The 12,683-nt window shown below is 56.8% G+C and carries 10 protein-coding genes; 4 read left to right on the forward strand and 6 right to left on the reverse strand.

Translation table 11 applies throughout. The features are described 5' to 3' along the window. Positions 1 to 73: 73 nt before the first annotated feature. Together FPY71_RS06565 and FPY71_RS06570 are read right to left on the reverse strand one after the other, a co-directional pair. Positions 74 to 1,222: a DegT/DnrJ/EryC1/StrS family aminotransferase gene (locus FPY71_RS06565; RefSeq protein ID WP_149298939.1), complete on the reverse strand. Its 1,149-nt coding sequence runs from the start codon at positions 1,220 to 1,222 to the stop codon at positions 74 to 76. An 82-nt stretch (positions 1,223 to 1,304) separates the two neighbouring features. After that, entirely contained in the window at positions 1,305 to 2,633 is a 1,329-nt protein-coding gene (locus FPY71_RS06570) for a BCD family MFS transporter (RefSeq protein ID WP_149298941.1), read from the reverse strand. Between the two features lie 212 nt (positions 2,634 to 2,845). Here FPY71_RS06570 and FPY71_RS06575 point away from each other — a divergent pair, with 212 nt between their 5' ends. From FPY71_RS06575 to pssA, 4 genes are all read left to right on the forward strand, one after another. Further along, on the forward strand, positions 2,846 to 4,027 hold the full coding sequence (locus FPY71_RS06575) for a LysM peptidoglycan-binding domain-containing protein (RefSeq protein WP_188052245.1): 1,182 nt from the start codon (positions 2,846 to 2,848) through the stop codon (positions 4,025 to 4,027). A 104-nt stretch (positions 4,028 to 4,131) separates the two neighbouring features. Then, the gene (locus FPY71_RS06580; protein ID WP_149298945.1) at positions 4,132 to 6,030 is read left to right on the forward strand and encodes an ABCB family ABC transporter ATP-binding protein/permease; all 1,899 of its coding nucleotides are present in this window, start codon (positions 4,132 to 4,134) and stop codon (positions 6,028 to 6,030) included. A 91-nt stretch (positions 6,031 to 6,121) separates the two neighbouring features. Next, positions 6,122 to 6,820 (forward strand): phosphatidylserine decarboxylase, encoded by a 699-nt coding sequence (locus FPY71_RS06585; RefSeq protein WP_149298947.1) that lies wholly within the window; start codon positions 6,122 to 6,124, stop codon positions 6,818 to 6,820. 5 nt (positions 6,821 to 6,825) lie between these two features. After that, complete coding sequence (gene pssA, locus FPY71_RS06590) at positions 6,826 to 7,626, forward strand: CDP-diacylglycerol--serine O-phosphatidyltransferase (RefSeq protein WP_149298949.1); 801 nt, start codon at positions 6,826 to 6,828, stop codon at positions 7,624 to 7,626. Between the two features lie 328 nt (positions 7,627 to 7,954). On the opposite strand, the gene FPY71_RS06595 is transcribed toward pssA, so the two are convergent. The 4 genes from FPY71_RS06595 to radA form a co-directional block, all read right to left on the reverse strand. Then, positions 7,955 to 8,695: an SDR family NAD(P)-dependent oxidoreductase gene (locus FPY71_RS06595; protein WP_149298951.1), complete on the reverse strand. Its 741-nt coding sequence runs from the start codon at positions 8,693 to 8,695 to the stop codon at positions 7,955 to 7,957. Positions 8,696 to 8,890: 195 nt separating this feature from the next. Continuing rightward, positions 8,891 to 10,372, reverse strand: coding sequence for an amidophosphoribosyltransferase (purF, locus tag FPY71_RS06600; protein ID WP_149298953.1), 1,482 nt, complete (start codon positions 10,370 to 10,372; stop codon positions 8,891 to 8,893). A gap of 199 nt (positions 10,373 to 10,571) precedes the next feature. Further along, the gene (locus FPY71_RS06605) at positions 10,572 to 11,210 is read right to left on the reverse strand and encodes a CvpA family protein (RefSeq protein WP_149298955.1); all 639 of its coding nucleotides are present in this window, start codon (positions 11,208 to 11,210) and stop codon (positions 10,572 to 10,574) included. 78 nt (positions 11,211 to 11,288) lie between these two features. Beyond that, entirely contained in the window at positions 11,289 to 12,677 is a 1,389-nt protein-coding gene (radA, locus tag FPY71_RS06610; RefSeq protein WP_149298956.1) for a DNA repair protein RadA, read from the reverse strand. Between the last annotated feature and the right edge of the window lie 6 nt (positions 12,678 to 12,683).

Here is a 12,683-nt window from a genome sequence, read left to right on the forward strand (position 1 = left end):
CTCGTCAGGCAGCATCCACTTTGATCAAGATGCACGCAAGATGCAAACAAACCGGGCTGCAGGGCAACAAAAATCAGGCAGCCAGCAAGCGCGTCATCGCATTGCGCGCAGCGTCGATGATGCGGTTCTGAGTCGGCTCATCAAGGTATGGGTGCATTGGCAGGCTGACGACCTCTTTCGACAGGGCTTCACTCACTGGCAGTTGCCCGGATTCGACCGGGAATGCGCGGTAGGCCGTCTGCAGATGCAGCGGCTTGCCATAATAGATCACGGTCGGCACGCCGGCCTCGCGCATATGCGCCATGAAGGCATCACGGTGACCGCCGGGTACACGAATGGTGTATTGAGCCCAGGTGGAAACCACGCCGTCCGGCAGTCTTTGCGGGGTTACAATATCAGACAATGTGCTGGTATAGCGTGCGGCGATTGCCTGGCGGGTTGCGATTTCCTCGGCAAAAAGCGGCAGCTTTTCCAGAAGCACCGCTGCCTGGAATGTGTCCAGACGGCCGGTTATACCAATTCTCAAATTGTCGTATTTATCAATGCCTTGTCCGTGAACGCTAAGAGAACGCATGATCGAGGCGAGCTCTTTATCATCCGTTTGCACCGCGCCGCCATCTCCGTAGCAGCCCAGAGGCTTGGCCGGGTAAAAGCTGGTGGAAAGCACATCGGCAAATTTGCCTGCCTGTTGGCCATTCAGCGTGGAGCCGTAACCCTGGGCGGCATCTGCCACCAGTTTAAGCCCATGCTTGTCTGCAATTTTGCGCAGTGCCGGATAGTCTGCAATCTGCCCGAACAGGTCTACGGCGATGATGGCCCGCGGCGTGAGTTTGCCTTCCGCCTGAACCTGCAGAATGGCGCGCTCAAGCCCCTCGGGATCGATGTTGAATGTGTCTGGCAGAACATCAACAAAAACGGGTGTTGCACCGACCAGGGCTGCAACCTCCGCTGTTGCGGCAAAGGTGAAGCTTGGAACGAAAATTGCATCGCCCGGGCCAAATTCCCAAGCCATCAAAGGCAACAGCAATGCATCCGTGCCCGACGCACAACCCAGTGTGTGCTCAAGTTCTGCAAAGGCAGACAGTTTCTGCTCCAGCTCCGCCACATCAGGACCGAGAATATAGGCGCCACTGTCCAATATTGCCTTCAGCCGCGCTTCGACGCCCTCTCGGATGCGCTTTTGTTGTGAAGCCAGATCAATAAAGGCAATAGGGCTGTTCATCCTGGATATTCCTGCTTTTGCGATGCAATAGAATTTCGCTAGAGCATTTTCACGCTGACAGCTATTCACGTTTGTCGCTGAATTATGCGGCTTTGTGATGTGAAGGGCTGGAGCGAAATGCGGCAGCGGCATTTGTGCCTGCCAGTTGTATGGCATTGACTGCCAGCCATGCTGCCACTGCAAACAGCCCCGCCTCAAGCAGAAACACCAGCATATAGCCGGTCACCAGTGTTCCATGGGTCCAGCTAACTACATCCACGATAGCGCCGGCAAGCAACCCGCCGGATCCGAAGGCAAGCGCCTGTGCCGCGCCCCATATGCCCATCCGCAAGCCTTCATGTCCATTTCCGGCAGCACCCGCCAGTGCCATCATGGCGCCAATGGCCGAAACCGTGAAACCGCCCAGACCAAGGCCAAGCGCAAAAGTCACCCCGGTCAACGGAAAATCCGGGCCGTAAAGCGGACTCAGCGCCAGTGCGGTCAGACATATGCCCGAAACGCCGCAACCAAGAAGCGCAGTAGAGCGCAAAACATTGGGCCAGCGCGGCGCGAAAACACCGCCGGCCACGGCCACAGCCGCCATGCCAATAAAAATTCCGCCGTTCTGCCAGGCTGACAGTCGTGTCGTCTGAGCGGGTGACAGGCCGAAGGCCAGGCCGCCAAACGGTTCCAGCACGACGTCTTGCCCGCTATAGGCCAACATGGAGGCGAAGACAAAATAGGCAAAGCGGCGTGTTGCCGGTTCGCGCCATGCATCGCGCATGGCCGCATTGAAACCGGCTTTTCCTTTGCTGGCTGAGGGTGTTGTTTGTGAATTCTGTTCAATGCCAAGCGTGGCAAAATATGCGGTTATCGTTGCGATAAGTCCAACAACAGCGGAAATCAGAACAAGGCGCGAAAAGGAAAACGGCTCCAGAAAATGCGCAGCCAGAGCCGTTGTCAGAACAAAACCACCAATCATCATAGTGAACATGATGGTTGCGGCCGGACCGCGACGGGCCGGGCTGACAACGGCTGCAGACAAGGTCAGAAGTGAAGTGCCCGCCGCGCCGACACCCGCACCGATGATCAAAAATGCCAGAAATGCCAGTGCTATACCGCTCCAGCCGCCATTGTTCATGAGTTGAGTGGCCAGGGCTGCCATGACGCCGCCACATGCCAGAACCGCAACGCCGCCAATAATCCAGGGCGTGCGCCGCTGCCCGCTATCCGAGCCATAGCCAAAACGCGGGCGCGACAGCTGCACGGCATAATGAACGGCAATCAGCATGCTTGGCAGAATTGCCGGCAGGGCCAATTCAACAATAATAATCCGGTTGAGTGTAGACGTGGTCAGGACAACAACGGCCCCGATTGCTGTTTGCACAAGCGCCAGCCGGAAGATTGTCAGCCAACCCTGTTCTGCGCCCATAACTTTTCATTCCCTGTTCTGCTGCACATCTACATAGGCGATCCGGTGCTTTGTGGCAGCCCGAACTTTTCCGCCATTGTCATGTTTTTCGCCGGCATACGTCAGAAAGATGAGGGAATATTCACCTTGTTGCATGATGTTTTCATTTGATAAACTGTCACATGGGGGCTTATGAGCGTATACTTGTAACAACCCATGCTGGCGGAGATGAGATGAAACGGAAGAACGGCGTCATTCTGGCGACTGCATGCGCGGTTGGCGTCGTGGGTCTTGTCGTGGGCTATTGGCAGTTTGACGGGGCGCGGCTTCAGTCAGACGAAAAGGTTGCTCTGGCAAAGCCCGAGGCTGCGCCCGCGCCACTGGCAAACGGCGCTCCTGCTTCTGCCGCATCGCCTGAACCCGCAGCGCCCGCACAGGCAGCCGCGGAAATTCCGGAATTTGATATCATTCGTGTCGAGCCAGACGGCTCTGCGGTGATTGCCGGGCGTGGTGCGCCGGACAGCGACATTTTCATATACAGCGGCGAGCGGCTTGTGGCCAAAGCCCGCAGCAATTCTGCTGGCGAATTTGCTCTGACGTTGGAGCAGCCCCTGGTTGTCGGCGATCACTCACTGCGAATTGTGTCCGGTGAAGGAGAGGGCGCCATTGAATCTGCACAGCGGGTGCTGGTCAGCGTGCCCATGCCGGGGCGTGAACAAGAGCTTCTGGTGATGCTGCAGGAACCCAACCGGCCATCTCAGGTCATTGCAGCGCCCAGCACGGCGCCGCAAGTGGCTGGCACTGCCCCGCAGCAGGCGGACAGTGCGGTAGCAACCGCACAGGCCCCGGTTGCCGACCCGGATGCACCAGCCATTGGTGCGGTGGAAATTGACGGTGACCAGCTTTTCATTGCCGGCACTGCGGCAAAGGGCGACAAGGTTCGCGTTTATCTGAACGATGAATTCGTGACGGAAACGGAAATAGGCGACAAGCGGGAGTTTCTGGCTGGCGCAGTTCAGGAAGTACCGGTTGGCCAGCATGTTGTGCGGGCAGATGTCGTGGATCGGGCCGGGCAGGTTATGGCGCGTGCCGAAGTGCCATTCAACCGGCCTGAGGGGGATAGGATGGCGGCAGTGGCCTCTTCGCCTGCCTTGCCGGGTGCCTCTGCTGCCGAAAAAGCCGATTCCACTCAGCTTGCAGCGGCCGATGGCGCTCTGCAGCCGGTTGGCGGCCGTGTCATCATCCGCAAAGGCGATACGCTCTGGCGGATTTCACGCGATACCTATGGTGATGGTAGTCGCTACACGGTGATTTATCTGGCCAATGGTGACCAGATCCGCAATCCGCACCTGATTTATCCCGGCCAGATTTTCGTTATGCCCGAGGGCGATGGCGACCGGGCAACCGGCGGCTGACACTGTATTTGTTGCTGCCGCGGGCTGGCAAATGCGCTATCGCATAGCCAGTTAAGCATAAAGCACCATCCCCAAATGCCTTCCGGATATTCGTTTTGACAGATATGAGCCAGCACCCCCACTTAAGTGACGGGGGAGCGACATTCAGAATACTTCGCAAATTGTGGCCTTATATGTGGCCAGCCGAGCGCCCGGATCTGCGCGCGCGGGTGGTGTGGGCCAGCGTTTTTCTGCTGACAGCCAAAGTGCTGACCGTTGGCGTGCCCTATTTTTACAAATGGGCAACGGACGCGCTGGATCAGGGAAATGCAACGCCGGGCTGGTTGCCGCTGTTTCTGACGGGAGCAGTGGCGCTTGTTATTGCCTACAATGTTGCGCGGGTCATTTCAGTCGCATTTAACCAGCTGCGCGATGCGCTGTTTGCCAGCGTCGGGCAATATGCTGTGCGCCGACTGGCTTACCGCACCTTTGTGCACATGCATGCTCTGTCGCTGCGCTTTCATCTGGAACGGCGAACAGGTGGCCTGAGCCGGATTATCGAGCGCGGAACCCGTGGCATCGAGACCATTGTCCGGTTCACCATTCTCAATTCAATGCCGACCTTGCTGGAATTCCTGCTGACAGCAGCAATTTTCGGCCTGACATATGGCGTGTCCTACATGCTTGTGGTGGCCATGACCGTGGCGCTTTATTCGTGGTTCACCGTCTGGGCCAGTGATTGGCGCACCGTGATTCGCCGCGAGATGAACGACAGTGACACAGAGGCCAACACACGGGCGGTTGATTCCCTGCTCAATTTTGAAACCGTGAAGTATTTTGGCAATGAGACCATGGAAGCAGAGCGGTTTGACCGCTCCATGGCCCGGTTTGAACGCGCGGCAACAAAGACCTGGACCTCGCTCGGCTGGTTGAACTTCGGACAAGGGGTCATTTTTGCCATCGGCATGGGCATTATCATGATCATGTCCGCGCGTGAGGTTCAGGCCGGTACGCAAAATCTGGGCGATTTTGTTTTTATCAACGCTTTGTTGATGCAGCTTTCGGTTCCGCTGAACTTCATTGGCTTTATCTACCGCGAAATTCGCCAGGGTCTGACGGATATGGAGCAGATGTTTGACCTGCTGACCGTGCGGCAGGAGGTCAAGGATGATCCGGATGCGCCACCGCTGACAGTGACTGCGGGCGCAATCCGGTTTGAAAATGTGCGCTTTGCCTATGATCCGGAGCGTGAGATTCTCAAAGGCATCAGCTTTGACGTGCCGGCCGGAAGCTCCGTGGCAATTGTTGGCCCTTCCGGCGCTGGAAAGTCCACCATTTCACGCTTGCTGTTCCGCTTCTATGATACGTCTTCCGGGCAGATCACCATTGATGGCCAGAACATCGCCAAGGTCAGCCAGCACAGCTTGCGGGCTGCCATTGGCATTGTTCCTCAGGATACAGTGCTTTTCAATGACTCCATTGCCTATAACATCGCCTATGGCCGACCAGGTGCCACCGAGGCTGAGGTTTATAGAGCGGCAGCGCTGGCGCAGATTGGCAACTTCATAGAATCGCTGCCAGATGGCTATAAAACCATGGTGGGCGAACGCGGGCTGAAGCTTTCGGGCGGAGAAAAGCAGCGTGTCGCAATTGCCCGAACGATTTTGAAGGCGCCGCCAATTCTGGTGCTGGATGAAGCAACCTCGGCATTGGATACGCACACCGAACAGGAGATCCAGGGTGCTCTTACCCTTGTTTCCCGCGAGCGCACCACACTGACCATCGCTCACCGCCTTTCAACCATTGTTGATGCGGACGAAATTATCGTGCTTCGCGCCGGCGAAATTGCCGAACGGGGAACGCACGCATCCTTGCTGGCACAACGCGGCCTATATGCCGAAATGTGGAGCATGCAGCGCGAAGTGGACGAGGCTGAAGAGGCGTTGGAGCGCGCCCGTGCGGCGGATGCGCTTGGTGTGGTTGAACGCAAGCGGGTGTCAGACCCGCTTGAACCCGGCCAATAAGCCCTTTACATCGCTGTAACAGAACAGTCGCAATTTTATAACGCGAACTGCACGGGCAGATGTGCGTGAAATTGCTTGAAGGAAAAATTCCATGAACATGCTTCAGTCAATTCGCAACGCTCTGGTGCCCGTGCACCGCGCGGGTTACCCGTTCATCGCCGGGTTTTTTGTTGCCTCGCTCATTCTGGGGTTTTTGTGGGAACCGCTGTTCTGGATCGGTCTGGTTCTGACAATCTGGTGTGCCTATTTCTTCCGCGATCCGGAAAGAATCGTGCCGCAGGCCGACCATCTTGTTGTCAGCCCGGCTGATGGCACCGTGTCGCTGGTTGGTCATGTTGTGCCACCGACTGAATTGCAGTTGGGTGATGAGCCAATGCTGCGGATTTCGATTTTCATGAATGTGTTCAATTGCCATGTTAACCGCGCCCCGGTGCGCGGCGCGATCCTGCGCACGGCCTATCGCGAAGGTGAGTTTAAAAATGCAGAGCTGGACAAAGCCAGTGAGGTTAATGAGCGTTCATCCATGATACTGGCAGGCCCATTTGGTGAGGTTGGCGTGGTGCAGATTGCCGGTGCGGTGGCCCGGCGAATTATCAGCTTTGTCAAACAGGGTGAAACTTTGGAAGCCGGCCAGCGTTTTGGACTTATTCGATTTGGCTCGCGGCTGGATGTCTATCTTCCAGATGGAGTTGTGCCACGTGTGGCTGAGGGCCAGACCGCGATTGCCGGGGAAACAGTGCTTGCCGAACACGGGCAGGAATTGGCAAGCTGGCCAGCACGCAGGGATTGATATTGATGCAGGATCCAGCAGGCGGACCGGAAGAACCAGCGACCATTCGCTATTACTCCCGCATTCCCGTGCGCCACATTCTACCAAATCTCATCACCATTCTGTCGATATGCGCAGGCATGACCGGCATTCGCTACGCATTTGAGGGTCGCTTTGAGCTGGCGGTTGTTCTGGTGCTGGGTGCTGCGTTTCTGGACGGGATTGACGGGCGTATTGCGCGTCTGGTCAACGGCCAAAGCCGCTTTGGCGCTGAGATGGACTCGCTGGCGGATGTGGTCAATTTCGGCGTTGCGCCAGCCCTGGTGCTGTATGCGTTCACACTTCACGATGCCGGTGCCGGGGGTTGGATAGCAGCCCTGCTTTACGCCAGTGGCTCTGCCCTGCGGCTGGCGCGCTTCAACACGATGCTGGATGAGCCCAACCGGCCTGCATGGAAGAGCGCTTACTTTGTTGGCGTGCCCGCACCTGCCGGAGCGGCCCTGGCGTTGTTTCCCGTTTATCTTGGGTTCAGCGGCGAAAGCACCGGTTTTCCGCAGATCACTGCAATGTTTGCCTCGGTCTATCTGGTCGTTGTCGGCCTGTTGATGGCCAGCCGCATTCCGACCTATTCCGGCAAGACAATGGCCATTCCGGTCAAACGCGAACATGTGGTTCCGCTGGTTCTGGTGGTAGTGCTCTATATCGGTCTTTTGCTCAGCTACTTCTGGGAAACGCTGGTTGTTTCTTCGCTGGCTTATTACGCAGCCATGCCCCTCGCCATACGTTCATATCGCATTGCCCTGGCCAAACATCACGAAACCGAATGATGAGAGCTTCACCTGATCAGCGTATCAGTTGAAGCTCTCTGACTTTTCTGTCTCACAGGCATGCCGTTGAAACGATGTCGCTTCAGCGGCCGATGCTGGCACTTTGTCGTGTAGGACTGTCCGTGCGTTGAAACATAAGTTTCAACGGGAAATGCTGGTTTTCTCTTGTCGCATTGTCCGTGCGTTGAAACAAAAGTTTCAACGGGAAATGCTGGTTTTTCTCTGGTCGCATTGTCCTTTCGTTGAAACAAAAGTTTCAACGGGAAATGCTGGTTTTTCTCTGGTCGCATTGTCCTTTCGTTGAAACAAAAGTTTCAACGGGAAATGCTCACTCTGGCACGCGGTAGCTGAGAAAACGGTTTTGCGGCACATCGAACAGTTGGCCGGTCCGTGTGACTTCCGGGTAAAGCAGCGGAAGAATTTTTGCCGCAACATCAGCCGGGCGGGGCAGGGTGTCCGGGTCTTCCCCCGGCATTGCCAATGCCCGCATGGCAGTGCGTGTCGCCCCTGGATTGACAGAGTTGACACGCAGCGGAGTATTGACCGTCTCATTCGCCCAGGAGCGTATCATCGCCTCGCCCGCCGCCTTTGACGCCGCATACAAGCCCCAATACGCCTTCGTGCTGTGCGCTGCGCCAGATGAAAGGTAAACAGCGCGCCCTGCATCCGACATGCGCAGGAGAGGATCAACGGTGCGGATCATTCGCCACGTTGCGTTGACGTTGATGGACATCGTTTTTTCAAACGTCTTGGCCTCAATATGTCCCAGCGGTGCAAGAACGCCCAGAACACCGGCATTGGCCACCAGAATGTCCAGCTTGCCCCAGCGTTCGTGAATCGCGCCGCCAAGCTGGTCTATGGCCGCCATGTCCGTCAAATCCAGCGGCACCAGCGTTGCGGTGCCACCAGCGGCCTGAATTTCATCGTCCAGTTCTTCCAGACCGCCAACTGTCCGCGCTACGGCGATCACATGCGCGCCTTCCGCTGCAAGCTGCTTTGCAATGAAATATCCGATACCGCGTGATGCGCCGGTAACAAGGGCTATCCGCCCGTTAAGCTTGTCGGCCATTTGATGCCCTTGTCACAATATTTCGCGGCGTTTCGGCATAGTGAACATGCCAATCCGCCGCGGATCTGTTTTGCCGCATATGCGAGCGCGGTATCCAGAGCCAATTTATGATCATACGATCACCTGAATGGCTCTGACTCTCATGTGTCGCATTGTCCTGCCAGTGAAACGCGAATGTTTTCACCGGAAAATGCTTCAGCCGTAATTTGCCATGACAGACAGTTTGCGCACCGTGCTAGGCGGTGTTTCCTGATCCTGCAAGCGCGTGGGATAGTCGCCTGTAAAATAATGATCAGTGAATTGTGGAGCATCATCATTGCGCGACTCGCCACCCACGGCCCGGTACAGCCCGTCCAGCGACAGGAAGGCAAGGGAGTCCGCCCCGATATATTTGCACATGGCGTCCAGCGAGGAATACTGGTTTGCCAGCAGCCTTTCAGCATCCGGCGTGTCGATGCCGTAAAAATCCGGATAGAAAATCATCGGGCTGGCAACGCGAATATGCACTTCGCTTGCGCCAGCGTCGCGGATCATCTGCACAATTTTCAGCGAGGTTGTGCCGCGAACAATGGAATCATCCACCAGCACAACACGCTTTCCTTCAATCATTGCACGGTTGGCAGAGTGTTTCAGCTTTACACCAAAGGCCCGGATCTGCTGCGTCGGTTCAATGAAGGTGCGGCCGACATAGTGGTTGCGGATAATGCCCAGCTCGAACGGGATGCCGCTTGCCTGTGCATAGCCTATAGCAGCAGGGGTGCCCCCATCCGGCACCGGCACAACAACATCGGCTTCAACCGGCGCTTCCTGTGCCAGATGCTTGCCCATGGCTTTGCGCGCCGTATAAACACTGCGTCCGCCAACAATGGAGTCCGGCCGGGCAAAATAAACATACTCAAACAGGCAAAGCCGCTCCGGGCCGACCTTTTCGTCCCGCGTGGAATCGATCGAGATCGAGCCATCGGGCTGAATTTCGCAAACAATGACTTCGCCGTTTTCCACATCGCGGATGTATCTGGCGCCAATAATGTCCAGAGCACAGGTTTCCGAACAGAAAATCGGTTTGCCGTCCAACTCACCCATGACCAGCGGCCGAATGCCAATCGGATCACGCGCGGCAATCAATTTGGTACGGGTCAGAGCCAGCATCGAGTAACCGCCCTCGACATGGCGTATGGCATCAACAAACCTGTCGGAAGACGAGATGTGTTTGGAGCGCGCGATGAGGTGCAGCACAACTTCCGTGTCTGACGTTGCCTGGAAAATGGCACCATCGGCGATCAACTGCTTGCGCAATGTCAGCCCGTTGGTGAAATTGCCGTTATGGGCAATGGCGATGCCGCCCACTTCCAGCTCGGCAAAAAGCGGCTGCACATTGCGCAACGCTGTTTCGCCCGTGGTGGAATAGCGCACATGGCCAATGGCCATCTGGCCGGGCAGGCGGGCCAGCACCGAAGGGTCGGTATAGTGATCACCCACCAGCCCCATGCGCTTTTCCGCATGAAACTGCTTGCCGTCAAAAGACACCAGCCCCGCGGCTTCCTGGCCGCGATGCTGAAGTGCATGCAAGCCCAGGGCAGTCAGGGTTGAAGCATCAGGGTGGCCCAGAATGCCGAATACACCGCATTCTTCGTGCAGAGTGTCACCGTCCAAGTCTTCAAACGGAAGATTTTCCATTATCCACTCATTTTCCGGCCCACGGGCCAATTGAAGTTGTGCCCTGCATATGGGGGCTCAAAGGCACATTCGCGAATATAAAGATTGGCGGACGCAATTTCCAACGCAAAACCACCGAAATTGCTTCCGCCCGCGTAACACTCGGGTTCTGGCACACCGTCTTCCTGCTGAACCATGACCGTTTCAACAGGGAACGCTTTTAGTTGGCAGGCGCAGGCGCAGGTGCCGGTGCCGGTGCAGGCTGCGTCGTGCCGTCTATCAGGTCTTCGATAGTTCCTGCATCTTCCGTTTCAGCCGGTTGCGGTGCGGTTTCACCAGCAGGTGGCTGGGGTGGTGTGCCCAGCTTGGAGTTTGCAAAGTCAACCAGCCCGTCCATTTTGCCGGCCAGGGTGCTGCCCAGATTATCCAGAAACGGCTTGCTGGCAGCATTTGCGATCTGTGGATGCTGTTCTGCCGGGTTGAGCCAGTTGAGAAACACCACTGCCACCACCATGAGCAGAATGCCCCGCGCCACGCCGAACAGGAAGCCCAGCATGCGGTCGATAGCACCAACCCGGCTGTCGATGATGAAATCTGCCAGATGCAGCGTGATGAGCGAAACCACAATCAGCACCACCACAAAAATAACCAGCGCGGTGACCGCCATGGCCAGTGTGGGGTTGGAAATATACGGTTCGGCATATTGAGTGAAACGCGGGAAGAAGTACCATGCTGCTGCGGCGGCGGCGACCCAGCTGACGATGGACAGCACCTCCCGCGAGAAGCCACGCACCATGGCCAGGATGGCAGAGATAAGGGTGATCACGACGAGCGCGATGTCGAGCAAGGTAATGTTCATTCTGATCCCTGGCTTTTGCGGTACAGTCTGGGCAAATGAGGTTTGTGCCCCGTCTTACACTCGCGCATGCGGTGAAAATCAAGCATTCGTTTTCTTCAGTCCGCTTGCAACTCTTACCACCAGATCGGCAAGCGGCCCAATCTGGGTGGATGTCATGCCGCTTAAACGCGGCAATTCTGCGCTGGCTGTTGGAAAAACCGCCTGACGAAAGCCAAGCTTTTCCGCTTCCTTCAATCTTTGTGCAGCATGGGCCACCGGCCTGACCGCACCTGACAGGCTGATCTCGCCAAAATAAACGCAATCGGCGGGCAGAGCTATGCCTGAAAGTGAAGAAACAAGAGCAGCCGCCACGGCAAGGTCCGCCGCTGGTTCATTGATCCTGTATCCACCTGCAACATTCAGATAAATATCATGCTGGCCAAGCCGCACACCACAATGTGCCTCCAGCACAGCAACCACCATTGCAAGGCGTGGCTGATCCCAGCCAAGCACCGAGCGGCGCGGCGTGCCAAGGTTGGATGGTGCAACCAGCGCCTGAATTTCCACCAGAACAGGGCGTGTGCCCTCCACTCCGGCAAACACGGCTGCGCCGGGCGCCTGCGTGTTTCGCTCGCCCAGAAAAAGTTCTGACGGGTTGGAAACTTCACGCAGGCCACCATCGCCCATTTCGAAAACGCCGATTTCGTCGGTTGCGCCAAATCGGTTTTTGACGCCGCGCAAAATGCGGTAGTGATGCCCGCCTTCACCTTCAAAATAGATCACGCCATCCACCATATGCTCAACCACCCGCGGACCGGCAATCTGGCCTTCCTTGGTGACATGGCCAACCAGCACCACCGCGGTGCCGGATGATTTGGCGTAGCGAATCAAGGTCTGTGCCGCTGCCCGGACCTGAGTAACCGTACCGGGTGCGGAATCAGCAATGTCGGTCCAGATGGTTTGAATGGAATCGATGATCACAAGATCCGGTTTGGCATTGCTGGCCAGCGTGGCCAAAATGTCTTCGATATTGGTTTCCGCCATCAACTGAACGTTGCTGTCTGCCGCGTTCAGCCGCTGTGCGCGCAGCCGAACCTGCGCCACGGCTTCTTCACCTGAAACGTAAACAATGCTGTAGCCACGCCGGGCCAATGCCGCGGCGGCCTGCATCAACAATGTGGATTTGCCGATGCCCGGATCTCCGCCAACCAGAATTGCCGAGCCGCGTACGAAACCGCCTCCGGTTACCCGGTCCAGTTCCGACATGCCGGATACGATGCGTGGTGCTTCCTCCGTTTCGCCGGACAAGGAGAACAATGCCGAGGGCCGGCCCTTGCGCCGTGCCTGAGACGGGCCGCCACCGATGCCGCCCGACTGGCTTTCCTCGACAATTGTGTTCCATTCGCCGCACGCATCGCATTTGCCCTGCCAGCGCGTGTAAACCGCGCCGCAATTCTGGCAGATGAAGCTGGTTTTTGCCTTGGCCATATGCGG

The organism is Aureimonas fodinaquatilis (assembly GCF_008369445.1).
Classification (GTDB): Bacteria; Pseudomonadota; Alphaproteobacteria; order Rhizobiales; family Rhizobiaceae; genus Aureimonas; species Aureimonas fodinaquatilis.